Raw genomic sequence first — 25,777 nt, forward strand, 5'->3', positions numbered from 1 at the left:
GAAGGGAGCGGACGGAGGGTTGGGACGTTCTCCGTCCGCTGAAAATGAGGTACGGGATGGAATCAGGCGGGGAACTGGCGGTCTTCCCCGTAGCCGTAATGCTCCACGACGTAATCCACGTCCTTGTCTCCGCGGCCGGAGCAGTTGACCAGGATGGCGCCTCCCCTGTTTTCCCGGGCCCACTTCATGGCGTAGGCAATGGCATGGGAGCTTTCCAGAGCGGGAATAATCCCTTCATAACGGGAAAGCTTGAAAAAGGCGTCCACGGCTTCTTCATCCGTAGCGGTGACGTAATTCACGCGGCCGATGTCGTGCAGGTAGGCGTGTTCCGGCCCCACGGAAGGATAATCCAGCCCGCTGGCCACGGAATGGACCGGACCGGGATTGCCGTCCTCATCCTGAAGCATGATGCTCTCGAACCCGTGCAGGACGCCCTTGCTCCCGTAGGAAATGGAAGCGGAATGATCCCCGAGCGTGGGCCCCTTGCCGAGCGGTTCCACGCCGTAAATGTCCAGCGGGTCTCCCAGGAAGGCGGTGAACATGCCCATGGAATTGCTGCCGCCGCCCACGCAGGCGCACACCGCGTCCGGAAGAAGTCCCGTCATTTCCAGGAACTGTTCCCGGGCCTCCACGCCAATGCACATCTGGAAATCGCGCACCATTTGAGGGAAGGGGTGCGGACCCACCACGGAACCGATGCAGTAAATGGAATCCTTGTAATTGTTCAGGTAGGAATCAAAGGCGGAATCCACGGCCTCCTTCAGGCTCTGGAGGCCGTGCGTGACGGGCACCACCTTGGCGCCCAGAATCTTCATGCGCGTGACGTTGGGAGCCTGCTTGGCAATATCCACCGCGCCCATGTGAACCTCGCATTCCAGGCCGAAAAAGGCGGCGGCCGTAGCCAGCGCCACGCCGTGCTGCCCGGCGCCCGTTTCCGCAATAATGCGCTTCTTGCCCATGTACTTGGCAAGAAGGCCTTCCCCCATGCAGTGGTTCAGCTTGTGGGCGCCCGTATGGTTCAGGTCTTCCCGCTTCAGATAAATCTGGGAGGTTCCCAGGTGGCGGGAAAGGCGCTCGCAATGGTAAACCGGAGTGGGACGGCCCTGGAACTGCTTGCGGATGCGGCGCAGTTCATTAATAAACTGCGCGGAATGGGCGATCGTCTGGTAGGCTTCCGTAATTTCTTCAAAAGCGGGAACAAGCTCGTCCGGCAGGTAAACGCCGCCATATTCGCCAAAGCGGCCCTGGGCGTCCGGAAAATTGCGTAAATAAGTATGGAGATCCATGGTCTATTGCATTCGTGACTGACAGTATTTAGCATGCCGCCCCAATTCAGGCAAAAACAATCTCCTCCGGAAGTCTTTTTAGGAAGGGTGAATTTTCCCTCTGCCGCGCTGCGGAAGAAATTCAGGCATCAAAGGTCGTGGGCCTCCGCTTCCGGCTGGCTGTTTTTGTTCAAGCCGCGGGATGCCGGCCTTCCGCCGTAGCTTCTGATGGAAGCACAGTCGGAACAAGGGACCCCGGCCCGTGTAAACACCGTGAACCGGATACCATCCGGAGCGCCGCAAGTCCTTGCGGCAACTGGAAAAAACAATTAAACGCCGGAGAACTGATAAAAAAGGGCGCCTGAACCAGTAAAAACCGGCTGCCTTTTCCCGGTGAAGAACCAATGAAAGCCTGAAATCAGGCCAGACGGCGCTTTTTAATGGACTTTCCGGTATCGGCAAGCGTCTGGCGTGCGTCCGGATCTGCTCCGGCCATCAGGGCGGCCAGGTCCCGGACGATGTTCTGGCGCATGCGGTCCACCAGGTCGCGCCCCTCCTGGGTGATGGCGACCATGATCTTGCGGCGGTCCTTGGCCGCGCTCATGCGCTTCAGGTAGCCCATCTCCTGAAGCTTGTCCACCATGCCGGTGGCCGCCGCGGTGGAATGCCCCATTTTCTGGGCAATGCTGGACATGCTCAGAAAATCCTCGCTGGCCAGGTAAGTCAGCAGGAAAAACTGGGGGTAGGAAACCTTGCCCTCATTCAATTCTGAAGAAAGATTCAGAATGCAGGAACGCTGCGTGAACAGGATGAAATCCGCCAGCTTGTTTGCTTCTTCGGAAATGGAGCTCATGGTCGTTGTGAATGTCGGGGGGTAGGTTTGATGACGGTGCCGTCCGCAGGCTTGGCGGCGGTTCGGCCAACCTACCGCCGGGACCTTCCTCGGGCAAGTCAAAAATATAAATTTTTATTAAAATTTTACATTTGCAGATAATAAGCCTTTTGATGGTATTTGGAATACAATATGTTGATTGTTAATAGAATGGTTGTATTTTGAAGATAGAATGTGAATAACATGTTAAAAATAGGCGTAAGCTGTTGATGAATGAAAGTCTTTTCCGGAACTGCCGGGAAACCGGCATAAATCTGGCATAAAAGGGCGCGCCAGTATGACAAGCCCGGACCGGAAAGAGGCCTCATGCAAGGGCTCTCCATGGGAAATGGCGCCCTGTTTCAAGAAAGTTTTATAAGGCTGGGCGGCAGGCAAAAAGGGATGCTGCCGCCTTTGGAAAGAGGCCTTTCCATCGGTGCCGGAGTGCCGGAAAAGAGGGGAGCAGTATCTCCCTCCTGGGAAGTTTTTATGGATGCCTGCCGGGCATCAGCGGCCATGGCACGTTTTTACGGCGGACCGCTTCACGTGCCGTGGACAAGGCGTAAAGACGAAAACCCCCTTTAAACGGGCCTGGAAGGGCGCGGAAAGGGGAAAGACGGCATTGAATCATGCCCGGTGAACAAACGTGTTCTAGATGCGTCTGGAGGCGAACGCTTCCCCTTGGAGGAACCAATGCGTCCCGTCCTCCGTGGCCATATTTCTCCAATGGAACGTATTTTCCGTAAGTTCGGAAAAAATCCATTTCATCTTTTGCCCGGTAATTTCCGTCAGGACAATGTGGCTGCCTTCCTTTCTCGCTTCCAGCCGCGTGGCTTCTCCGGCCGCACCGTAAAAAATGTCCCATGTGCGGTGCTGGGGATTGTAAATTCTGATCGTCGTGCCGTAGGCGGCGTCCGGGTATGTTTTGATATTCCGGGCCTCCCGGGAAGGGCAGATGAACACATCCTGAACGGCCATGCCTTCCAGAATCCATGAAAAAATCCATTCCCCTTTCACGTGGCGTTCGTGCTCCGTGCCGTGCCCGTCCACCCATTCAATATCCCAGGTCCCGACGAGGGGGCCGAACCAGTTGTCCTCCTCCGGAATGAGGCTGTTTTTCTCCGGGCTCACCAGGGCTGTTTCAAAATCATTCATTTTTACAATAAAAAGTCAGTATATATCCCAGGCGCATTGTCCGGGATGCTATTATCAAATGTTTACGCTCGTAAACCCTTCTGCCGATGCCGTTATTCTCCAATACCATGAGTGCCGGGTATTTCAGGTTTCATGATCTGCCCAGCGTTTGACTTCATCCAAAAGCAGGCGTCCTGTTCCATTTCCCGTGTACTACCCTATGGCGAAAAAGCCTGTGCCGTGACGCAGGCATATTCGTGAGGAAATATGGAAGGATAGGGGGCGCCGCGTTTTCTCCAACATGTATGAACCCGGGAACGGCATCCTCTCTTATCTTGATGTCCATACGCCCCTGATCACCGGACTATTCTGCCGGCCATTCTCCGGAAAAGCGTTTTCATGGGAAAAACATGCCGGAGAATGGCCGGGAAAGCGGCTGAAGGAGTTAATTGGCGGGGGGAGGCGTAAAGATGCGGGCGCCCAGCTCCTTGTCCATCATCAGCATTCCCTGGCCTTCTCCCTTGATCATGCGCAGTTTGCTGATGATGTCCTTGACGGTTTCTTCTTCTTCCACCTGTTCACTGACAAACCAGTGAAGGAAAATATCCGTAGCGAAGTCCTTTTCCTCCTTGGCGAGGCGGACCAGGTCATTGATGCGGCGCGTGACTTCCTGTTCGTGGGTCAGCGTTTCTTCAAACATTTCCAGAATGTTGGACCAGCTCGCGGCCGGAGCGTCTATGGACAGCATGGTAAACTGGCCTCCGCGAGCCAGCAGGAAATCGTAAAATTTCAAGGCATGGGCGGTTTCTTCCTGGTACTGGACGCGCATCCAGTGGGCAAACCCCGTCAGGCCGGCGTCCTGCAGGTACGCGGACATGGCCAGATAAAGGTTGGCTGAATACATTTCCCATTTGATTTGCTCATTAAGAGCGGTTGCCATTGTTGTACTGATCATATGTAAAATCCTGTTGATTTCCTTCTCTTCTACAAGACAAAGTCCGCAGAATCAAGATAATCCTGCGGACTGTATGACGGGGAAATTCGGGAAACGCGTCAGGCTTTTACCGCGGCGGCCTCCGGAACATTTTCCGCAGGAACCTCTTCCTCCGCGGGAGCGGCGGGAGCTTCTGCGGGTTCCGCTATTGTGTCAGTTTGTTCAGCCGGTTCCTCCTTGGCTGCCGGAGGTTCGGAAGAAGGAATATCGGCCTTCTGCTCTGCGGCGGCTTCCGCGGGCTTGTCCTGCGGTTTCTGTTCCGTTTTCTGCTTGTCCTTGGCGGCCTTCTTGGGAGAGGGGGCCTGGGCCGGAACGGCCTTCGGACGGCTGACGGTGTTGTTGGAGAAAACCAGAATGTACCCCTGTTCGGACAGCCAGAACAGGTCGCGGACCAGATTCTGCTGTTTTTCCGTAGCCTGGGCCATTTCTTCTTCCGTGGCTTTTTCCGGGTCCGGAACGGGAGCCAGCTCCTTCAGCATGGCGTCCACGCCCTTGCCCGGATTGCTGGCCGCCCAGGTGGCGATGGACATCAGGGAATCAGACAGGACGGTGCCTTCCTCCATGGCCTTGGGACGCGCCGGACCGGTGTAATGGTTGCCCTTCCATTTGAAAATGGGCATGTGGTGGCGCGCCAGCCCGTGGCAGAGGTTTGGGATCAGCATGCTGGGGTGGCGGCGCGTGGTGCCGGACAATTGGACCAGGTGCGCCCACAGGCCGGGGGAAAGATGGTTCTTCTTCACGGCTCCGTTGACGAACACCTTGTCCGTGACGTCATAGCAATCCTCAAAATGGTTGGACTCAAAATCCTGCTCTACGGCGGCGGGGGATTCCAGAAGTACCTCGGCGGCCCCTTCTCGCACGGGCTTCCAGGCGGTGCGCTTGGAGACGGCGTCCTGCCAGGCCTGTACGGCTTCTTCGCTCTTGTCCGTCACGATCTTGGAGCGGAACGCCTCAAAAGGCATGTTGGCGAACTTGGTGCGGTGCAGGTTCATCAGGGCGGACTGGTAGCCGTGCCAGTTGACGGGGCCCACCAGTTCATTATTCAGGGAGCACTTGGCAATCGCCTTGAAATCTCCCTTGGGCGCTTCCACTTCCTGTTCCACGGATTCATAATACTTGGGCATCCAGGAAGACTGCCAGAGATGCTTGACGGCCTCCTGGCGGGAAATGAAGCAGGCTCCGTCGCCGTGCTTGCAGTGGTACAGGTCCGGGCCGTTCTCCTGCTTCATGAACACCAGGTCGTAACGGTCATAGGCGCCCATGACTACCTTGGCCAGGTCCAGCAGGGAGATGGTGCGGCGGTGTTTCTGCACTTCCTGGTGCAGGGCGGCCAGGCCGGAATCCACGGGGCGCAGCTCCACGCGCAGGCCTTCTGCGGGTTCCGGCATCGGGGGGCGGGGGGCTTCTTCCCGGCGGTCTCCGTCGCGCCGCGGGCGGAAGGAACCGCGGGTGCGGTCATCCCGGTTGAATCTTCTTTCGCCACTCTGACCGTCAAAACGGCGTTCCCCGCGGGGCTGCCTTCCTTCACGGCTGTCCCGCCGCGGCCGGCGGTCGCCTCCCTGCCTGTCTCCGGACCTGCGTTCCGGATAAGACGCGGCACGTTCCTGCCGGGCACCCGGTCTTGCCCAGGCCGGACCGAATTGGAAATCGGCCAAGCCGGAAAGATCCGGAATTTGCTGCTTGGGGTCTGTGGAAGGAGTTTCGTCGGTCATCATGTACGGGTTGTTTCAATAGCAACTAAATGAGGTAGATGGCAATCATTTTACGTGCAAACAGGCTGAAAATTGTTCAAAATGTCATGAAATGCATCTGGAAATGCAAATAATCCCGGTGCGTTCTTCAAATCCAACCTTTGTCAAATTCTCTAGATTATGGATAAAATACGTCAACGCCTTTCCGACCTTGGTTATGCCATCTATGATGCCCCCGCTCCCGTAGGCTCCTACGTGCAGTGCGTGCACACGGGAAACCTGCTTCACCTCTCCGGCGGCATCTCCGTCAACGGTGAGGACAAATACTTCGGCAAGGTGGGGCAGGATTTAACCGTGGAAGAAGGGCAGGCCGCCGCGCGCGCCGCCATCCTGAACCGCCTGGCGGTCATTATCCAGGCGGTGGGCTCCCTGGAAAAAGTCTCCCGCATTGTGGCCGTGAATGGCTTTGTGAATGCCGGCCCCGATTTTTACGACCATCCCAGGGTGCTCAACGGAGCGTCCGACCTGCTGGTGGAAGCCTTCGGTGAAATAGGGCGCCACAGCCGCACCGCCGTAGGTGTGTCCGCGCTTCCGCTCAACGTAGCGGTGGAAATCAGCATGGTCGTGGAAGTTTGCGGCTAGGATTTAAAGGCCACAGGGATTCGTGCTTGAATCCCTGTGGCATTCCTGTAGAGTGCCGTCCGGTAAATGCCCTCGTGGCGGAATGGTAGACGCTGCAGACTTAAAATCTGTTGTCCGCAAGGACGTACCGGTTCGAGTCCGGTCGGGGGTACTCCGCTAAATACAAATTACAAATCTATGTAGATAAAAGCCCGCTGCCAGCGGGCTTTTTTGTTCATGGCATTCCATCAGGATTTTTGAGTGGCTGCCCCAGTAACTTCTGAACCCCCTTTTGAAGAAGAAATAAAGTTGGTTATGTTCCATTGTTCCGCTTATGATGCGGGAAACAATGAAAGACGCTGGGTGAAAAGAGTGCCCGGACAAAGAATGGAAAGTGGGAAAAGCAGGTAATTCCTGGCTGGAAAATCTGAATGCTGCTTATGAAGTTTTTCAATAGATGCCGGTTTGGAAAGCCGGACAGTTCATGCCGAAGGGGAAAAAGAACGGTCTTGCTGGCGTTGAAGATAACGGGCGGCGTTCTTGTGGGAATGGTTTTATTGTCCGCCGCAGCGGAGTGGTACATTTTTTCCGCTTCCGAAGGCAGGATTTTTGAGCGCTCCGCAGACGTACCCGTTCGCGCTCCTGCGCTGGTGCTGGGGTGCTCCCCTACGTTCATGGGAGGCCCCAACGGATATTTTTATAATAGAATGGATACGGCGGCGGAACTTTGGAAGGCCGGGAAGGCGGCGGTTTTCGTCGTTTCCGGGGACAACAGCTCCCACGCCTACAATGAACCGGAATGGATGAAGCGGGCCCTGGTGGAGCGCGGCGTCCCGGAGGACCGGATTGTGTGTGACTTTGCGGGACTGCGGACGCTGGATTCCGTCGTGAGAATGAAAGAAGTCTTTGGCGTTTCAACCATGATCGTCGTTTCCCAGGGCTTTCACAATGAACGCGCCCTGGCGATTGCCGGACATGAGGGAATGGAAGCGTGGGCCGTCAGCGCACCGGATGTTCCCAACCGCCGTTCACGCATTAAAAGCTGGTTCAGGGAGCGTGCGGCGCGCATCTGGATGACGCTGGATTTGTGGCTGTGGAGGCGTGAACCCCGGTTCCTGGGGGAACCCGTGGCGCTGCCGGAAGCAAAGGGGAAAAATGATCAACGCCCCATGCGGTCTTGTTCGTCATGAGGCGCCTTTTTCATGCGGAACGGCAAACCTGGGAAATGCCCGTACCCTGGTCCATGAAAGACTGGATGAATCAATCATGCAGGTGATGCGGGGAAATCTGCCATGGGGGCGGGGAATGGTCCAGAGGGCTTAATTGAACAATCCGCCAGGGAAAGGCGCCGGATGGAAAATAAGGTTCGCCGGAACAGCCCCCCGTGATAAAGTGGACGCATGGATGACGCTGGTGAAACGATTAGTAACGCGCTGCCGCCCAAATGGCTGGAATGGGCGGTAGAACTTCAGTTCCTGGCCCAGGCGGGGATAACGTATGCGAAAGACCCCTATGATCTGGAACGTTTCGAACGATTGAGGGAAATTGCCGCGGAAATCATGAGCGCCAAATCCGGGCTGGATATGGATACAGTCCGGGGATTGTTTTGCAGTGAAACCGGATTTCAAACGCCGAAAATGGATACCCGTGCGGCCATTTTCCGGGAAGGTAAAATTTTGATGGTGAAGGAAAAAGGTTCCGGCTTGTGGTCCCTGCCGGGCGGCTGGGTGGATGTGAACCAGTCCGTACGGGATAATACGGTCAAGGAAGTACGGGAAGAAGCCGGACTGGAAGTGGAAGCGGTACGGTTGGTAGCCCTGCATGACCGCAACAGGCACAATCCGCCTCCCTATGCCTACGGGGTCTGTAAAATCTTTGTATTATGTGAAGAGAAAGGAGGTTCCTTCCGCCCCAATCTGGAAACCTCTGAAAGCCGCTGGTTCGGCCGGGATGAGCTTCCTCCCATGGCTCTGGAAAAGAATACCCCGGAACAGGCGCTTCTGTGTTTTAAGGCAGCGGAAGATCCCTGCTGGAACCCCGTGTTTGATTAAAAAGAGGAAATATACGGTAAAATCATTGACTCTTTCCGGGAAAGTGCTATGCCAGTTCCAGCGGCTTGTGAAAAGCAGACTGTTTTATTCCGGCTGTAACGTTCCCTTCTTCTAGCGGTCAGGAAGGCCGTCTCTCCAACGGCAAAGGCTCGGTTCAACTCCGGCAGGGAATGCCATTCCGCCTCTGGCTCCATTAGAGGCGCGGTTTTTGTCTTGAGGCCTGTTCAGGCGGTTTCTGATCCGTGAAGGAATACCCTTTTTGGTGCATGTCCTGAAGAAGCGTTAAATGCATTTCTTCGGAAGGCCATTCTTTTCCGGAAGAATTTCCCGGCTCGCGGAAATTCCGGTTTACTTTCCCTTAATTTTCCTGTTTTGCCATTGCGTTTCTGTACCACTGCGGAATAATGGAGCCGGAATATTCTGGTTGTTCCTGTAAGAGTGGAAAACGGCTTCCTTTTTCAAGAACGGAGATATTTTTCTCTTTTCCGTTTTGTTGTTGTTGCGTTCATGAAAAGTGCGGATTTCAAATCCGCCGTCAATGGCAAATTAATACTTTTTCATGCGGATCAGTTACTTGTGGCTGCATGTAAAGGTAAAAGGGCTTCCATAAGCAGTCATGGAGGATAATTTTATCATCATGCAAGTGTTTTATAACCATTGATGAATAACGTTTTGACTGGGACGTGGAAAGAACGGATTTGAAATCCGGTAGTTTGCGGCCGGAACCATGTATCAATTTTTTGGAAAACGAGTATTGGATATTATTATTTCCTTGTGGGCATTGGTAATCGTATCGCCTCTTCTGGCCGTTATATCCATAATACTCCTGGCTCATACGCGAAAGTCTCCGTTTTTTTCCCAGGTGCGCGTCGGGTACCGCGGAGAATTGTTCCGGGTTTTTAAATTCAAGACAATGACGGATGCCCGTGATGCGGAAGGACTCCTGCTTCCGGATGACTTGAGGTGTTTTCCGCTGGGAACTTTTTTACGCCGCTATTCCCTGGATGAACTGCCCCAATTGATCAATATTCTCAAGGGAGACATGTCCCTTGTAGGCCCCCGGCCCTGGATCCCGGAGCAACTGGATGTTTTCACCGGCCGCTGCCGCATGGCGCGCTGTTCCGTCCGGCCCGGATTGACCGGCATGGCCCAGGTATACGGGAGGAACGGAATCCCGTTTTACAGGCGGCTGTGCTATGACATCGTTTATGCCCGGAATGTATCCTTCCTCATGGATGCCAGGATCGTTTTTCAAACCGTGGTCCGGTTGCTGGCACACAAGGACATCCGGCAGTGCGAGGACGCTTTCAGGAACATATCGGGCAACATTCTCGTCAGGAACGATCCTTCCATGCCCGTGTTCTTTCCGTCCAAGCTGGAAGAGTCCTGACTGCCCTTTTGTTTAAATCCATATTCCTGCACCTCATGATCATGAACCGTTTCTCCCTTTTTTCTTCCGGAATCTTCCGGCTGGCCTCCCTGGCTGTGTGCGCCGTGCTGCTGGCCTCCTGCGTTAATCCCAAAGAGGTCCTCTATATCCAGGACATTACGGGCGAGACCCGGCAAAACATAGTCACCAGGTACCAGACGACTATTCAAAAGGACGATCAGCTTTACATTTCCGTCAGCAGCAAGCAGCCGGAACTCACTACTCCCTTCATCATGGCGGAAATGGGCAATTCCATTTCCAACAACGCCGGCAACTCGAGGCCCAAAGGGTATCTGGTTGACGACGAGGGATACATTGTCCTGCCGGTCATCGGCAGGATGAAAGCGGCCCGGAAGACATGCTCCCAGCTTGCCCACGACATTTCCGCGAAGCTCCGCAACAGTGATTACATCAAGGACGCTTCCGTCAATGTCCAGATCATGAATTTCAAGTTTTCCGTGCTGGGGGAAGTGAATCATCCCGGCTCCTACCAGGTGGACGGCCAGCGCGTCACCATTTTTGACGCCATCAGCCGGGCGGGAGATTTGAATATAGACGGCAACCGGGACATCATGCTGATCCGGGAAATGGAGCACGACCGGAAGATCGTCAAGCTGGACCTGCGCAGCAAGTCCATTTTCTCCTCCCCTTATTACTACATCCGGCAGAATGATATTATTTATGTCACTCCGTCAGACCGCAAGATCAACATGAGGAGCGAAAGCGCCCAGTATTACGCCTGGGGCCTTTCCGGCCTGTCCCTGCTTATTGCCGTCATCGCCATCAGCCTGTAAGCCGCTTCATCTGATTTTTCCTTCCATGCCCGTTTCAGTTGTACAGCCTGAGGATAACGATATTTTTTCCTTCCGGTTCATTTTTTCCACGGCCAGGAGGCGCTGGCCCTGGATTCTGGCGTGCGCCCTGCTGGGCGGGGGGCTGGCTTATTCCATCGCCGCCCGTCAGGGGTATTTGTACCAGAAGACCGCCCGCATCATGCTGAGGGATGACAAGCAGAAGAACGCCCAGGTTTCGGAAATCATCCTTTCCGACCTGGGATTCAAGGCGGGGGAGGCCAATCTTGCGAATGAGAGCTATGTGGTCAAATCCTCGGAGGTGATGGGCCGTGTGGTGAAGGGGCTGGGGCTCGACGTCTCGTACTGGGAAAAGCGGAATATCCGGAAAGTGGAACTTTACCATACCACTCCCCTGAAAGCGGAGTTCAGCGGGGAGGGGGAGTTTCAGCCCTGTTCCCTGGCGGTTACTCCGCTGAACGGCCGGGAATTTTCCCTGTCCTGCCGGGAGAAGGAGGGCGCGGACAACGTCATGCATGGAAAATTCGGCGTCCCGCTGAAGCTTTCCTTCGCCACGGTGAAGGTATCCCCTACTTCTTATTTTTCTTCCGGCAGCGTGGGAAGGACCATTTTCGTGGAGCGCGTTTCCGTGAAGGAAGCCACCGCCGGAATGCTGGGCCGGCTGAACGTAACGCGGCCTGATTCCAAGGAAAGCAGCCTGCTGGAGCTGACGTTGAAGCTTTCCCATCCCCAGAAGGCGGAAGACGCCCTGAATTACCTTATTGAGGTGTACAACGACCATTCCCGGCGGGAGAAGCAATTGGCCGCCTCACGGGCGGAGGATTTCATCGTCAAGCGCATTGGAAAGCTCGGCGGCCAGCTCGGCGGCGTAGACAAGCGGGTGATTGACTACAAGCGCCACAGCCGGATCGTCAAGGACATGAACACGACGCTGGATGCCACGTTCCACAGGGTGCAGGAGATAGGGACGGAACTTTTTTCCACCAGGACGGAGCTGATCCAGGTGAAGGTGCTTGCCGGCCTGCTGGCGGACCGGAGCCGGGAGCAGGACATGATTCCCGCCAACATTGGCATTCAGGATGCGGGAATTGCCAAGCAGATTGAACTTTTCAACGACAATTTCCTCCAGCATAAAAAGTTGTTCGCCAGCGCGGGAAGGCAGAACCCCATGGTCTCCTCCCTGGCGGAGAACATGAAGGAGATGCGCGAGTCCATTGGCCGTTCCATCGCCAATTACTGCAATGCGCTGGAAGTGAGGATGGGCGAACTGGAAAAGGAGCGGGATGAACTCAACCGTCTTTTGTCGGACATGGCCTCCAAGGACGAAGGCCTGGTCCCCCTTCTGCGGGAACAGAAGGTCATGGAGGAGCTTTACCTGATGCTGCTGAAAAAGCGGGAGGAGAACGCCCTGGCCCTGGCCACCACGGAACCAAGCGCCCGGATTCTGGAACCTGCGTTCGGCTCCAATGCCCCCGTAGCGCCCAAACTGTTCCTGATGACGGTGGGCGGCATGGCCGGGGGCGCTTTGGTGAGCCTGTTGGCCCTGCTGGCCGGAAGCGCCCTGAATACGAAGGTGCGGGACAAGAAGGACCTTGCCGGACTGACGGACCTGCCGCTGGCAGGAGCGCTGCCCCTGCTTTCCAGAAAAGAGCGGGCGAAGCTGCCCCTGGTGGTCATGAATGGCCGCTCCCTGATGGAAGAATGCTTTCACATTCTCCGCAATAATGCGGAACTGATGCTGCTGCCCAACCCGGAGGAAGCTTCCCGGGTGCTGTTCCTGACGTCCACAAGGACGGGAGAGGGGAAGACGTTTACGGCCCTGAACCTGGCCGCCGCGTATGCCCAGACCGGAAAAAAAGTCCTCCTCATTGACGGGGACCTGCGCAAGGCCTCCCTTTCCGCCATTTACGGAGGGAAGAACAGCAGGGGCCTCGTGCACCTGCTGATGAATCCGCAGGCTTCTCCGGATTCCGTCCTGCAATCCGGCAGGAAGTTCCCGGGATTTGACCTGGTGACCGCAGGCCCCGTTCCCCCCAACCCCGTTGCGCTGCTGACCCAGGGCCGTTTTGAAGAGCTGCTCCGGTACTGGCGCGCCCGGTATGACCGCATCATCCTGGACGGCTGCCCCTATGAGGCCGTGGCGGATGCCTCCCTCATGGCGCGCCATGCGGACCTGGTTCTTTATGTCGTCAGGTGCGGAATGATCGAGAAGCAGTACGTTCCCGCCATTCAGGGGCTGGCGGACAAGGGAGAATTCCGTGCCGTCGCCCTTATCCTCAATGCGGAGAATTTCAAAAATTCCCGTTTTCATTATTACAGCGAGTATTCCGAAACTGAGGGATAGAGCCGTTGATCCGCCCCTTTTCTCCGGCATTCGCCCTTCAGTATTTTTCTTCTTCCCCCATCTCATGAACACCGTCTCCAGAGTGATCAGGAATACAGGATTCCTGTATATGAAAATGGGCATCACCCTGTTCATTTCCCTGTACGCGACGCGCCTTGTCCTGAATGCCCTGGGAGTGGACGACTTCGGTATTTTCAACATGGTGGCGGGCGTGATCGCCATGCTGGCTTTTCTGAACGCCAGCATGGCGGCGGCTACCCAGCGCTTCATGAGCTACGCGGAGGGGGAAGGGGACCCGGAGAAGCAGAAAATCGTGTTCAACATCAGCGTGGTGCTCCATCTTGCCATCGCCGTGGCGGTCGGAATCCTGCTGTATGCGGCGGCACCCTTCCTGTTCGGGCATGTTCTCAATATTCCGGAGGACCGGGTTTTTGCCGCCCGGTGCGTTTACTGGGCCATGATCGCCAGCACCGTGTTCGGCATCCTGGGCGTTCCTTGTGAAGCCATGCTGAACGCCCATGAAAACATGCTGTATTTCGCCGTCATAGGCGTTCTGGAATCTTTCCTGAAACTGGGGGCGGCCCTGGCGGTCGTTCACGTGCCGGCGGACAAGCTGGTTCTGTACGGGGTGTTGATGGCCGGAATTTCCATCCTTTCCATGACGGCCATGCTTGTTTATTGCCGCAGGAACTATGCGGAGTGCGTGATTGCGCCGCGGCGTTACTGGAAACGCGGCGTTTTCCGGGAAATGGGCAGCTTTGCGGGGTGGAATTTCACGGTTTCCGCCAGCAGCATGCTGTCGGAATACGGCGTCGGCATCGTGCTGAACCACTTTTTTGGCGTTGCCCTCAATGCGGCGCAGGCCGTCGCCCAGCAGATCAACGGGCAAACGATGGCTTTTTCCGGGACCATGCTGAAGGCCCTGAATCCGGTCATTTCAAAAAGCGAGGGGGCGGGCAACCGCGGCCTCATGCTGCGGGCCTCCCTGTCCGGCTGCAAATTCGCCTACCTGCTCATGGCGGTTTTCGCCATTCCCCTGATTCTGGAGGCTCCGGGGCTCCTGGCGCTCTGGCTTCATTCCGTCCCCGCCTGGGCGGTCCTGTTCTGCAGGCTTCAGCTTGCCAGGACCTTGCTGGAACAGCTTTTCCTCAGCCTGGGGTCCGCCATTTACGCGGAGGGGAACATCCGCCTGTACACGCTGGTGAAAACCGGGTCCGGAATTCTTTTCCTGGGCGCTACGTGGGGCTTCTACCGGATGGGATGGCCTCCCTTCATGATGTATGTGGCCGCCATTCTTTTCGTCACCGTGCCGGGAGGGCTGCTGGCCCTTTCCATCTGCGTGCGGCGCCTTGGCCTCAGCCTGCGGGATTTTTCTTTCCAGGTGCTGGCTCCGTGCCTTGTCCCCAGCGCGGCTACGTTTGCCGCGGGCATCCTCCTGTCCCGGCTTGATGCGTCGCTTTCTCCCGTTCCGGTATTGCTCCGCACCTGCTCGCTCCTGGTTGTCTTCCTCCTTTTCCTCTGGGTTTTTTCCCTGGGCGGCAGGGAACGCGGCGCCTTTGTTTTTTTCCTGAAAAGCGCCTGGAGGAAAATTCAGTTTTCCAAATAATTCCATGAAATCCTATTCCATCCTCGTCAATACCTGTGATTCCTTTGAGGACTGCTGGGAGCCTTTTTTCAGGCTCTGGTCCCTCTATTGGCCCGATTGCCCCGCCCGGGTCTGCTTGAATACGGAGTACAAGACCTACTCCGGTCCGGAGAAGAACGTCGTTTCCTTGAGGAGCTGCGCGGGCCGGATGATTCCGGGACGCGGAAGGGCCACGTGGAGCGAATGCCTGAAATGGGCCCTGGAGGCCCTGGAAACGGACACGGTGCTGTACATGCAGGAGGATTACTTCCTGACGGGGCCGGTGGACGGCGAGGCGGTGGAAAGGTACGCGGCGCTGATGCGCGCCCATCCGGAAATTCCCTGCATCCAGCTGACGCCGGAGGGAATTCCGGCCCGCGAGCCTTCGCGGTATGAAGGCCTTTACACCAGTGACCCGGATTACCCCTGGTACGCGTGCTGCCAGGGCGCCCTGTGGCGCAGGGAGGCGCTGCTTTCCCTGTTGAGGAAGGAGGAGTCCGCCTGGAAGTTCGAATGCTTCGGCAGCCGCAGGGCTAAGTATTCCCGCATGGAGTTCTTGACGGTGGACCCCTCCCTGTTTTCCCGGGACGGATACCAGATCATTCCCTACATTTTCACGGGCGTTATTCACGGCAAGTGGTACGGGCCGGTGGCGGAGCTGTTTGAACGGCACGGCATATCCGTGGATTTTTCCGGGAGGGGTTTTTTTGATCCGGAGGAAAAGCTCCCTTGCTCCGCGAGAATCAGGAATGCCGCCAGGAATTGGAAGACGTGGCGCAGCCGGCTGGAACTCCGGGCCATGAAACGCCGCTTTCTCCGGGAAGAGAATCCCTGCGGACGCAATTAAACCCATTCATGCCATGACTTCACTGATGTATCAGGGGTTGCATTTGCTGCGCCGCGTATTTGACCGCTGTTCCGTGAGAGAGGAGATGCTCCCCCCTTCCTGCGAGCTGGACGCGGATGCCGCATCCGCGATGATTGAGCGCCTTCTCCGCTCCGGCCGTCCCGCCATGGTGGGGCGGTTTGGCTGCACGGAAATGTCCTGCCTGCACAATTATCTGGAAATTGGAAAGGCGGGCAGGAATCCGCTGGACTACATCACGGGCAGGAGGGACCAGTGGTGGTGGAATAAAAATATCATGAGGCAGATGCGGGAGTGGTCCGGCTTTTTCCCGGCCACGCCGGAATGCCTCTCCCGCTTCTGCGAGCTGATGCTCCGCGACATGAAGGAACTGGATATCCTGGGAAGCTGGCTTCCGTACGAACGGGAGGTGATGCCCATGATCCGGGACGTTCCCCGCGTGCGCCTGCTGAATCTGGAGCCTTACTGGTCTTCCCGGCCATGGAGCAGGGCCCTGGAGGGAAGGAAGGTGCTGGTGGCCCATCCTTTTGCGGAAAGCATCACGCTCCAATACGAACGGAACAGGGAAAGGATTTTTGAAAACCCGGAGGTTCTTCCTTCCTTCTCCCTGGAGACGCTGGCCGCCGTCCAGAGCATGGGCGCGGGGCCGGACCGTTTTTCCGACTGGTTTGAAGCCCTGGCATGGATGGAGGGGGAGGTAGACCGCCGGGATTACGACGTCTGCCTCATCGGATGCGGGGCTTACGGCTTTCATCTGGCGGCCCATGTCAAAAGGCGCGGCAGGCAGGCCGTGCATCTCGGCGGGGCCCTTCAACTGCTGTTCGGCTTGCGGGGCAGGCGCTGGGAAGACCCGGCCTACGGGGCGAACCCCGGCGCTCCCAAATATGATTATTTCCGGCTTTTCAATGACGCGTGGGCCAGGCCGGGAAGGGAAGAGACGGTAAGCCACGCCAGCCGTGTGGAGGGGGGGTGCTACTGGTGAAGAACATGAACGCTCCGGAAAAAGGGATGAAAGCGCTCTGGCTGTCCAATATCCTGTTTCCTGAACCCTGCCGGATGCTTGGACTTCCGGAACCGGTCCTGGGGGGCTGGATGTACGCGGGGGCGCAGGAGCTGATGAAGGCCGCCCCGGATTTAAAGCTGGCCGCAGCCATGTTTTATCCGGGCCGCACCCTGCGCCGCCTGGACGGGGAGTCCATGACCTATTACCTGGTTCCCGCCCCTGCCGACATGGGAGTTTACAGGAAGGCGCTGGAACCCTGTTTCCGGGAAATCAGGGACATATTCGGCCCGGACGTGGTCCATATCCACGGTTCCGAATATCCGCATTCCCTGGCCTGGGTGAATGCCTGCGGGGCGGAACGCACGGCCGTTTCCATCCAGGGGCTGTCTTCCGTCTGCGCCGGGTTCTATCTGGGCGGCATTCCTCCCCGGGAACTCGTGAAATCCGTTGCCTTCCGGGATCTGCTGCGCCGTGACACGCTTTTTGCCCAGCAGCGGAAGATCAAGGCGCGCGGAAGATATGAACGGGAGCTGTTCAGCAAGGTGCGCCATGTGATCGGGCGTACCGCCTGGGACCGTTCCCACGCATGGGCCATGAATCCCGCGGCGCGGTACCATGTTCTCCATCCTACGCTCAGGGAGCCCTTTTACCTTCATGAATGGGATGCCGGAACGTGCGAAAGGCATACGATTTTTCTCAGCCAGTCCCACTATCCCCTGAAAGGGCTGCACAAGGTGGTGGAAGCCCTTCCCCTGGTTCTGCGGCATTATCCTGACGCCAGGGTGCAGGTGGCCGGACCGGACTTCCTGTCAGTCCCTGCGTGGCGCAGGAACGGCTACGCCCGTTATTTGGGAAACCTGATGGAACGGCTTGGAGTCCGGGACCGTTTCCGCTGGCTGGGACGCCTGGACGCGGAACAGATGTGCAGCCAGTTCCGGAAGGCGCATGTCTTCGTTTGCCCCTCCATGATTGAAAATGAGTCCAATTCCCTGGGGGAAGCCCAGATGGTGGGCACTCCCTGCATCGCGTCCTATGCCGGGGGGATGATGGATTCCGTGTCCCACGGGGAAACGGGCTTCCTGTACCGGTTTGAAGAGACGGAAATGCTGGCCATGCTGGTGTGCCGCCTGTTCGGGGACATGGATCTGTGCAGGCGTCTTTCCTTCCGCGGAAGACAGGCCTCCCTGGCGCGGCATGACCGTGCCGTGAATGCGGAACAACTGAAGCGCATTTACGGGAGCATCGCCGGAGAGGCCGGGAACGGGACGGAGGAGGACGAAGAAAAGGGAAGGGAGGGCGCCGCATGCAGCAGCTGATTTACCTGGCCAGAAAAGCCGTGCTCCGCTGCTGGGCCGTCTGTGCGCACCCGCTTCACAATGGGTATGCCAGGTGGCTCCTATATGCCGGCAACGCGGTTTGCGGCCCCGGCCTCTGCTCGTTCGGCATTCCGGACGTCAGGATATCCAGGGGAAGCCGCCGCCGTTCCGTTCCGTGCCGCATAGGAAGGGAATTTACCATGAGGAACGGCTCCCACGGCGTCTCCCGCTCCTCCCAGCGGTGCCTGATCTCCGTGGACCGGGACGGCGTGCTGCGCATCGGCGACCGGGTGGGCATCAGCAATACCGTGATCATCTGCACGCAGTCGGTGACCATCGGCGACGATGTAAAGGCCGGATTCGGCGTCCACATCATGGATACGGACTTCCACGCATTGGACCCGGAAGCCAGGCGTGGGGCGGAGGACAGGCTTCAGCGCCGGTGCGCTCCCGTCAGGATCGGGAACAACGTATTCCTCGGGGCCGGAACCTTCGTTTTGAAAGGCGTTTCCATCGGGGACAACGCCGTTGTAGGAGCCCGTTCCGTGGTAACGCGTTCCATTCCTCCCAATGAAGTATGGGCGGGAAATCCGGCGCGCCGCATCCGCAGGACGGAGGAAGGCCAGGATTCCCCGGTGATGGAAAGGAGCGCGCATGCGTAACACGGACCTTTCATGTCAGGCGAATGAAGGCCGGCCCCTTGACGGGAAATCCCGCCTTCCTTCAAGCATCCGGGTGGTGCTCCCCTTCGTCATCCTGGTGAAGGCCATGATCATGTTGTCCATGTACTCGTCCGCCGCCGTCCTTCACCCGGTTTGTACGGAACAGGCCATTTCCCTTTCTTCAGCCCTCCTGCTGGCGGTGTCCTTCGTGATCATGCGGAAGTACTTCCGGCGGGAGGACGCTCCGGTCTATCCCCTCTTCTCCATTTATTTCCTGTGGGTATTCATTTGCTGCGTGCGGGGCGTGTTCGCCGTGGACGGCTACTGGTCCGCGCGGGCCCTCGTGACGAATGGCCCCACGCTTTTCATTCCCGTGCTGGTTTACGTGTTCAGCCTGCCGGAGGTGACGCGGCAGGTCCTGTCCGTCTGGTTCAAGGTGTTCATTCCCGTTTTTTTCCTGTTCCTGTTCACCCTCAATCCGGATTTTTACGCCTCCCTGCTGAATCCCCTGCTGATGCTGGTGCCGTGGCTGCCCCTGCTGCCCCGGAAATGGAAGCTGGTGGTGCTGGTCATGGCATGCCTGATGGTGTGCGTCAGCATGGGGGCCAGGAGCCAGATTCTAAAGGCGCTGGTGGCTTTGTCCCTGCTGGCCGTCTATTGCGGCAGGGATTTGCTCAAGGACTGCTTTTACAGGATGATGCGGTACGCCCTGTTTTTCATTCCCTCCCTCTTTCTCGCCCTCGGGCTGGGCGGTGTCTTTAATGTCCTGGACGTCGGCTCCTACGCCGGAGCGGCGGGAAATTCCGTGGAGGACGATCTGCTGGCGGATTCCCGCAGCATCGTCTTTGAAGAGGTGGCCTCATCCTCCCTGAAGGACGGCTGCATTTTGCTGGGGCGCACCCCGGCGCAGGGTTATGAAACCAGTTTCCAGATGTCCCAGGATGAGCGCCAGTCCTACCATGACCAGAAGCGCCGCGCCTGGTGCGAGCCCGTCCTCCTCAATATTTTCGCCTGGACGGGGGTGGCGGGGCTTTTCCTTTACACGGGATTTTACTGGCAGGCCTCCTACCTGGCCATTTACCGCTCCGGCAACCGCTGGATGAAGCTGCTGGGGGTGTTCGTGGCCTTCCGCTGGCTCTGGGGATGGCTGGAGGACACCAACTTCAATCTGGATATCATGAACATCTCCCTGTGGATGATGATCGCCATGTGCTATTCCAGCCGTTTCCGGGCCATGACGGACGGCGAGCTTCACGAATGGGTGCAAAGCATCTTCCGCCGCCGTTCCTCCAACCCCCTCCCTTCCATACGCATTCCATGAAAACTGACGCTGCCTCCGGGAAAAAACTTGCGGTCCTGATGACGTGCCATAACCGCAGGGAAAAAACGCTCCGCTGCCTCGCCTCCCTGTTCTCCGCACTGCCGGAAGCGGGGTTGGAGTCCTCCGTGCATTTGGTGGATGACGGTTCCTCCGACGGCACCGGAGACGCCGTGCGGCGGGCTTACCCCTCCGTTTCCGTCATCACGGGGGACGGAACCCTGTTCTGGAACCGGGGAATGAGGACGGCATGGGAGGACGCCCTGAAGAAAGATGCGGATTTCTACCTCTGGCTGAATGATGATACCATGCTGCATCCGTTTGCCGTAAGCCATCTATTGGAAGCCTCCCGCTGGATGGAACATGCTGCCGTCATCTGCGGTACCACCTGCCATCCCGGCACGGATGAGTGGACTTATGGAGGCACGGCGGGCGGGAAGCCCGTTATTCCGGATGGAACCTTGAGGGAATGCGAATTATGCCACGGGAACATTCTGTGGGTGCCGCGGCGGGTGGTGGAGCGCATAGGCATTCTGGACGGGTTCTACCTGCACGCGCTGGGGGATTACGATTATTCCCGTACGGCGCGCGAACGCGGAATAAAGCTGCGGGTGGCTCCCGCTTACATGGGGACTTGCGAACGGCATGACAAGGCTGTTGCCTGGACGGACCGGAAGGTGCCCCTGATGCGCAGGCTCCGCAATTTGTATTCCCCGCTGGGGAATGCCCAGCCCAGGTATTACTTCCACTACGTCCGCAGGCACGACGGCCTTCTGGCCGCGTGCAGGGCCATGATCTGCATGCATGTACGAGTTTTCCTCCCTTTCTTATGGACAGCAACGAAATAGACTGGGTGTTCCAGACGGATGACGAAGAGGTGCTGGAGACGTACCGGACCCGTGACAATTACCTCATGGAGCGTTCTCCGGAGGGGGATGATTTGCGGTGCGCCGTTTATTTCAGCAGCAACGACCTGTACTTTCCCAACAACCGCGCCCGGTTCCATGAACGGGTCACCCTGCGGAATACGTTTGAATGGTTCGGAACCAGGGTTCCGGGCTGCGGCAGGCACATCTTCATCCGGGACGTTTTCAAGCAGTGGTACCTGGGCGGCATCAACAGCCGCCTGAACTCTCCGGGAAAGGTGCTGAGGTGGCTTGAAAACGAGACGAAAGGCTGCCGGGTAACGATGGTGGGCAGTTCCTCGGGCGGCTATGCCGCCGTTCTCTTCGGCTCCCTGCTGCATGCGGAACGCGTTTTCTCCTTCAACGGCTATTTTGACCTTGCTCCGGAAACGGAAATGGAAGACGCCGCCCGAATCAATCCCCTGCTGGTACGGTACGGGAACGACCCGGAACGGGCGCCTTTTTACCGCCTGGCCCCCTTTCTGCATGCGGAGACCCCCGTTTATTATTTCCACTCCCTGTTTTCTCCCATTGACCGCAGGCAAAGGGAGCTTCTGGGCGGCTGCCAGGGAGTGCACGTCATACCCTTTCATTCCCGCCGCCACGGAATTCCCTTCCTCAAATGCTGTTTAAGCCGTCTTTTCCAATGTTCCGATCAAGAGCTGCTGGAGCTGTGCGGCGCAGTTCAACATCCCTTGCGGTTTTCCCTCCGGTGTGCGGGCGTCCGGGAGACGGCCTCCGGCTTCTTCAGGCAAGCGTGGCAACATTACAGGAAAAGGCACTGAACCATGAACGGCAACAAACGCAAACTGATGGTCTTTCATCAATACCTGGCGCCTTACCGCATTGATTTTTTCAATGCGCTGGCCCGGATGGGGGAGATGGAGGCGTTTTTTGAATATGAAAATTCTCCGGACCACCACTACAACAGGCCGGAAATGGAAGCCCGCTGCGCGTTCCGCCCCCATTACCTGAACCATGTTCGCGTGGCGGGGAGGCGCATCCCCTCCGGCCTTGCGCGCATCCTGCGGCAGGGACGGCCCGATCTGGTGATCGTTCCGGAGTTTTCCATTCTGGCGCTGGAGGTATGCCTGCTGCGCGCGGCCTGCCGCTGGAAATTCAAAATCATCAGCATTTGCGACGACAGCATGGACATGATCCGCGGAAATGAACTGTCCCGCGTGCATGCGCTGGCGCGGAAGGCGGTGATGCCGGTGGTGGATGATGTGATTCTCCCGGATATGGAGGCCTGCTGCTGGTACCGGGAACATTATGGGAAGGGCGTCTTTTTTCCGATTGTCAGGGATGAACGGGCATTCCGGGAACAATGCCGCGAAGCGCTTCCCATGAGCCTTTCCATGCAGCGGGAATACGGTCTGCACGGTAAACGGGTGGTCCTGTACGTGGGGCGCCTGGCGCCGGAGAAGAATCTGGAATGCCTGGTCAGGGCGGCTGCGGCCTTTCCGGAGGACGCCGTTCTGGTGATTGCGGGGTCGGGAAGCCTGGAAACGGCCTTGCGGGACCTGGCCGTCCGGCTAAAGGTCCGCGCCATTTTTACCGGCTGGCTGGAAGGCGAACGCCTGGCGGCCTGGTACAATCTGGCCGACGTCTTTGTTCTGCCCAGCCTGGTGGAACCGTTTGGGGCGGTTGTCAATGATGCGCTGGCTGCCGGGTGTTTCTGCCTGGTTTCCGGGCGCTGCGGCTCCGCCTGCCTGATCCGCCGGGGCTGGAACGGGGAATTGTTTGATCCGGAAGACGAAAAGGGGCTGGCCTCTCTTCTCCGGAAAACCTGCCTGGACCGCGGCGGCAGCCCGTCCCCTCCGCGCCTGAAAGAATGCCTGATGCCTGCCGGATTCCGGGAATACGTCAACCATCTCATGGAACATATTTTATGATGAATGATTCCGCCAATGCAGCTCCGGGCAGGTCCCGGCCCATCCTGTTTCTGCGTTCCCTGGCCAACGGAGTGCGCAGTTTCATACGGTTCCGCCTGGTTCAACGCTGGGTCACCGTGAAGGGAATGACCAGGATAGGAAGGCATGTGCATCTGAATTCCCCGCACAAACAGATCATTTTCGGGAACAGGGTGCAGTTGGGGCCATACTGCCATGTCTCCTGCGATATACGTTTTGGGAACAGCGTGTTGTGCGCCGCCCGCGTTTCATTCATCGGAAAAAGGGACCATTCCTTTAACCGGGCCGGATGCGCCGTCTGGGATTCCCCCCGGAACTGGGAGGACGGCATGACGGTCATCGGCAGCGACGTGTGGATTGGGCACGGAGCCGTCATCCTGGGAGGCGTTCGCGTGGGGGACGGCGCCATTGTCGCGGCGGGAGCCGTCGTGACCGGAGACGTGCCGCCCATGACCGTGGTGGGCGGCAATCCCGCCAGGGTCATCCGCCGCCGCTTTCCCACTCCGGAAGAAGAGGAAAGGCACCGGAACTACCTTGATTCCATCAAATAGACAGACCATGATGCAAATTCTGATTAACGCTTATGCCGTCAACCCGGACTGGGGCAGCGAACCCGGCATGGGGTGGAACTGGGTCATCCACCTGGCCAGGCACTGCAAGGTGCAGGTGATTACGGAAGGGGAATGGCGGGAAAACATAGAACGGGAGCTTGTCCGCCTCCCCCAGGCGGGCAACATCGTGTTCCATTATCTTCCCGTGCCGGAAAAGGTTCGCCGGATGTGCTGGAACCAGGGGGACTGGCGTTTTTACTACCATTACAGAAAATGGCAGAAGAGAGCTCTCTGCCTGGCGCGTCAAATCATGAAGGATAACCGTATTGATCTGATTCACCAGCTGAACATGATTGGGTTCAGGGAGCCGGGCCTGCTCTGGAAAATCAAGGGCGTGCCCTATGTGTGGGGACCGGTGGGAGGCATGGAAAATGTGCCTGCCGCCTATGCACGCTGTGCGGGATGGAGGCAGTGCATCTTCGTGCGGGTGAAAAATGCCATTAATTCCTTCCAGTCAAGATGGCAGCCTCATGTAAGGCGGGCGGTTGCCAGGTCCTCCGTCCTTGTTGCCGCAGTGGAAGGGGTGAAAAACAGGATAGAAGAAGTCTATGGGAAACAGGCCGTGGTGATTAATGAGACCGGTTGCAGGCTCAATCTTTCCGGGCGGCGCATCCTGCATGAAAAGGGAGAGTTCAGCCTTTTGTGGGTGGGCAAGGCAGATTTCCGGAAACAGCTTCATCTGGCCGTTTCTACGCTTGCCCTGTTGAAGGACTGTGAGGGATTGCGTCTCCATATATGTGGCGTGAACCCTTCTGAAGAGGGGAGACGGTTTATAAAACAGGCTGAAAATCTGGGAGTTTCCCATATGTGCATATGGCATGGAATTGTACCCAATGCAGAAATCCTGTCCATGATGCGGCAGAGCGATCTCTTTTTCTTTACCAGCATCATGGAGGCTACCTCAACCGTGCTTGTGGAAGCCCTGATGAACCGGCTGCCCGTGCTCTGCTTTGATACCTGCGGCATGGGAACCATCGTGGATGAAACCGTGGGACGCAAGATACCCCTGACCCGTCCCGGACGGTCCGCCCGGGACTTTGCGGAACGCATCCGCTTCTTTTTCCATCACAGGCAGGTTCTGCGGGATATGGATGAAGCGTTTGACGCCAGGCAGAGGGAGCTGGACTGGAACCGGAAGGCGGAAAGGATGGCCGGCATTTACCGCGAAATTTTAAAGGACCGTCAACACCGGCCATGAGCGAAAACCGTATGGAGACCTACTTCAACATCAGATACGAATTTGACCGTGAACGCGTTTTCCGGCGCATGGATGAAGTGCTCCGTTCCGGAGGCGCGGGGTACATCTGCGTGGCGGACGGGCATGTGCTTTCCGAGGTGCAGCGCAACCGGGAATACAGGAATGTGCTGAACGGGGCGCTCCTGACCATATGCGACAGCGGCTGGGTGCCCGTCTACCTGAAATGGCTGCTGCATGCGGACAGGCCCCAATACTGCGGCGCCCAGATTTTCAGCGACGCCATCGGCATGAAAAAATACAGAATGATGTTCCTGGGAGGAAACCGCGAGACGCTGGACGCCCTGCGCCGGACCCTGGAACGGGAAGACCCCCGCGTGAAGCACATGCCTTTTGAGGAATTGCCGTTCTGCTCCGTGGATGAATTTGACTACGCGGCTATTGCCGGGCGCATTAATGAATACCTGCCGGACATCGTCTGGGTTTCCCTGGGCGCCCCCAAGCAGGAAATATTCATGAACAGGCTGTGCCCCCATCTTCAGCGGGGAATTATGGTGGCCGTGGGCGCCGTCTTTAACTTCGCCTCCGGGCGGCATATCAGAAGGGCCCCCGCCTGGATGGTGGAGTGCCGGCTGGAATTTCTCCACCGCATTCTCAATGAACCCCGCAAGCAAATGAAACGCTGCTGGAAAATAATCTCTGTTCTGCCCTGGATCTTTATCCGGGAGAAACAACGGCAGAAGGCGGCCAGGCCGGCTGCCGCCTCCGGAAGGGAAGAAAAGGCGCCCTCTCTTCCCTGCACGCTGGTTTCATGTTTCGGCCGGCTTCCCGGCAACATGGATGACCTGCTGGCTGCCTGGGGCAGGGAAGAAGGCAGGAAATTCATCATTGTCAGCGACGATGCGAGGTTCTGGAACCTGCCCGCCAACGCCAGCCTGGTGCCGATGGCTTTTTGCGAACTCCAGTCCCTGGCAAGGAAAAAACTGGGAAAACGGCATAAAATCAACGTCCCGGAAGACCTCCCGCCGCTTTTGCCGGAATATCCGGTTCTGTTTGAGGACTATGTGGAAGGGAGCCCGGAACTGGAAACAATGGCGCTGGAAAGGGAGGCCGGTTCCTCCCCTGCACCGGTTCCCGCCGCTCCATTTTAATA

General features: G+C 57.5%; 23 protein-coding genes and 1 tRNA gene. 19 read left to right on the forward strand and 5 right to left on the reverse strand.

The annotated features are described in order from the left end of the window. Positions 1–62: 62 nt before the first annotated feature. The 5 genes from trpB to ABGM91_RS09295 all read right to left on the reverse strand — a co-directional run bounded on the left by trpB (position 63) and on the right by ABGM91_RS09295 (position 5,979). A complete protein-coding gene (gene trpB, locus ABGM91_RS09275) occupies positions 63–1,286 on the reverse strand; it encodes a tryptophan synthase subunit beta (RefSeq protein ID WP_215428717.1) in 1,224 nt (407 codons plus the stop codon). 397 nt (positions 1,287–1,683) lie between these two features. Continuing rightward, positions 1,684–2,118, reverse strand: coding sequence for a MarR family transcriptional regulator (locus ABGM91_RS09280; protein WP_215428716.1), 435 nt, complete (start codon positions 2,116–2,118; stop codon positions 1,684–1,686). Positions 2,119–2,787: 669 nt separating this feature from the next. Further along, positions 2,788–3,291: a hypothetical protein gene (locus tag ABGM91_RS09285; protein WP_354831733.1), complete on the reverse strand. Its 504-nt coding sequence runs from the start codon at positions 3,289–3,291 to the stop codon at positions 2,788–2,790. Between the two features lie 424 nt (positions 3,292–3,715). Then, positions 3,716–4,225, reverse strand: coding sequence for a ferritin (locus ABGM91_RS09290; RefSeq protein ID WP_343206609.1), 510 nt, complete (start codon positions 4,223–4,225; stop codon positions 3,716–3,718). Between the two features lie 98 nt (positions 4,226–4,323). Beyond that, positions 4,324–5,979, reverse strand: coding sequence for a hypothetical protein (locus ABGM91_RS09295; protein ID WP_354831735.1), 1,656 nt, complete (start codon positions 5,977–5,979; stop codon positions 4,324–4,326). A gap of 156 nt (positions 5,980–6,135) precedes the next feature. On the opposite strand from ABGM91_RS09295, the gene ABGM91_RS09300 reads away from it, so the two are divergent. The 19 genes from ABGM91_RS09300 to ABGM91_RS09390 all read left to right on the forward strand — a co-directional run bounded on the left by ABGM91_RS09300 (position 6,136) and on the right by ABGM91_RS09390 (position 25,775). After that, positions 6,136–6,597: a RidA family protein gene (locus ABGM91_RS09300; protein ID WP_354831737.1), complete on the forward strand. Its 462-nt coding sequence runs from the start codon at positions 6,136–6,138 to the stop codon at positions 6,595–6,597. A 68-nt stretch (positions 6,598–6,665) separates the two neighbouring features. After that, positions 6,666–6,748: transfer RNA gene (locus ABGM91_RS09305), tRNA-Leu, on the forward strand. A gap of 376 nt (positions 6,749–7,124) precedes the next feature. Beyond that, entirely contained in the window at positions 7,125–7,766 is a 642-nt protein-coding gene (locus ABGM91_RS09310; protein ID WP_354831739.1) for an ElyC/SanA/YdcF family protein, read from the forward strand. A gap of 210 nt (positions 7,767–7,976) precedes the next feature. Further along, positions 7,977–8,627 carry an NUDIX hydrolase gene (locus ABGM91_RS09315; protein WP_354831741.1) on the forward strand — a complete coding sequence of 217 codons (651 nt, stop codon included), beginning with the start codon at positions 7,977–7,979 and terminating at the stop codon, positions 8,625–8,627. A 727-nt stretch (positions 8,628–9,354) separates the two neighbouring features. Next, positions 9,355–10,017 carry a sugar transferase gene (locus ABGM91_RS09320; RefSeq protein ID WP_354831743.1) on the forward strand — a complete coding sequence of 221 codons (663 nt, stop codon included), beginning with the start codon at positions 9,355–9,357 and terminating at the stop codon, positions 10,015–10,017. Positions 10,018–10,058: 41 nt separating this feature from the next. After that, positions 10,059–10,850, forward strand: coding sequence for a polysaccharide biosynthesis/export family protein (locus tag ABGM91_RS09325; protein ID WP_354831746.1), 792 nt, complete (start codon positions 10,059–10,061; stop codon positions 10,848–10,850). A 25-nt stretch (positions 10,851–10,875) separates the two neighbouring features. Further along, a complete protein-coding gene (locus ABGM91_RS09330; RefSeq protein ID WP_354831749.1) occupies positions 10,876–13,212 on the forward strand; it encodes a polysaccharide biosynthesis tyrosine autokinase in 2,337 nt (778 codons plus the stop codon). A gap of 64 nt (positions 13,213–13,276) precedes the next feature. Beyond that, entirely contained in the window at positions 13,277–14,818 is a 1,542-nt protein-coding gene (locus ABGM91_RS09335; RefSeq protein WP_354831752.1) for an MATE family efflux transporter, read from the forward strand. Positions 14,819–14,822: 4 nt separating this feature from the next. Beyond that, a complete protein-coding gene (locus ABGM91_RS09340) occupies positions 14,823–15,683 on the forward strand; it encodes a hypothetical protein (RefSeq protein ID WP_354831754.1) in 861 nt (286 codons plus the stop codon). Positions 15,684–15,696: 13 nt separating this feature from the next. Beyond that, on the forward strand, positions 15,697–16,683 hold the full coding sequence (locus tag ABGM91_RS09345) for a hypothetical protein (RefSeq protein WP_354831757.1): 987 nt from the start codon (positions 15,697–15,699) through the stop codon (positions 16,681–16,683). Between the two features lie 26 nt (positions 16,684–16,709). Beyond that, a complete protein-coding gene (locus ABGM91_RS09350) occupies positions 16,710–18,020 on the forward strand; it encodes a glycosyltransferase (protein WP_354831759.1) in 1,311 nt (436 codons plus the stop codon). Next, positions 18,008–18,682, forward strand: coding sequence for an acyltransferase (locus ABGM91_RS09355; protein WP_354831762.1), 675 nt, complete (start codon positions 18,008–18,010; stop codon positions 18,680–18,682). The genes ABGM91_RS09350 and ABGM91_RS09355 overlap by 13 nt, the downstream gene beginning before the upstream one ends. Continuing rightward, positions 18,675–20,003 (forward strand): hypothetical protein, encoded by a 1,329-nt coding sequence (locus ABGM91_RS09360; protein WP_354831765.1) that lies wholly within the window; start codon positions 18,675–18,677, stop codon positions 20,001–20,003. The genes ABGM91_RS09355 and ABGM91_RS09360 overlap by 8 nt, the downstream gene beginning before the upstream one ends. Beyond that, positions 20,000–20,848, forward strand: coding sequence for a glycosyltransferase family 2 protein (locus ABGM91_RS09365; protein WP_354831767.1), 849 nt, complete (start codon positions 20,000–20,002; stop codon positions 20,846–20,848). Before ABGM91_RS09360 ends, ABGM91_RS09365 begins: the two co-directional genes overlap by 4 nt. After that, on the forward strand, positions 20,830–21,690 hold the full coding sequence (locus tag ABGM91_RS09370; RefSeq protein ID WP_354831770.1) for a hypothetical protein: 861 nt from the start codon (positions 20,830–20,832) through the stop codon (positions 21,688–21,690). The genes ABGM91_RS09365 and ABGM91_RS09370 overlap by 19 nt, the downstream gene beginning before the upstream one ends. Positions 21,691–21,693: 3 nt before the next feature. After that, on the forward strand, positions 21,694–22,800 hold the full coding sequence (locus ABGM91_RS09375) for a glycosyltransferase family 4 protein (RefSeq protein ID WP_354831773.1): 1,107 nt from the start codon (positions 21,694–21,696) through the stop codon (positions 22,798–22,800). After that, complete coding sequence (locus ABGM91_RS09380) at positions 22,797–23,369, forward strand: CatB-related O-acetyltransferase (protein ID WP_354831776.1); 573 nt, start codon at positions 22,797–22,799, stop codon at positions 23,367–23,369. The genes ABGM91_RS09375 and ABGM91_RS09380 overlap by 4 nt, the downstream gene beginning before the upstream one ends. A gap of 7 nt (positions 23,370–23,376) precedes the next feature. Next, on the forward strand, positions 23,377–24,627 hold the full coding sequence (locus tag ABGM91_RS09385; RefSeq protein WP_354831779.1) for a glycosyltransferase: 1,251 nt from the start codon (positions 23,377–23,379) through the stop codon (positions 24,625–24,627). Next, positions 24,624–25,775, forward strand: a complete 1,152-nt coding sequence (locus tag ABGM91_RS09390) for a WecB/TagA/CpsF family glycosyltransferase (protein WP_354831782.1) — start codon at positions 24,624–24,626, stop codon at positions 25,773–25,775. Before ABGM91_RS09385 ends, ABGM91_RS09390 begins: the two co-directional genes overlap by 4 nt. Positions 25,776–25,777 lie beyond the last annotated feature (2 nt).

The organism is Akkermansia muciniphila (assembly GCF_040616545.1).
Lineage (GTDB): Bacteria > Verrucomicrobiota > Verrucomicrobiia > Verrucomicrobiales > Akkermansiaceae > Akkermansia > Akkermansia muciniphila_E.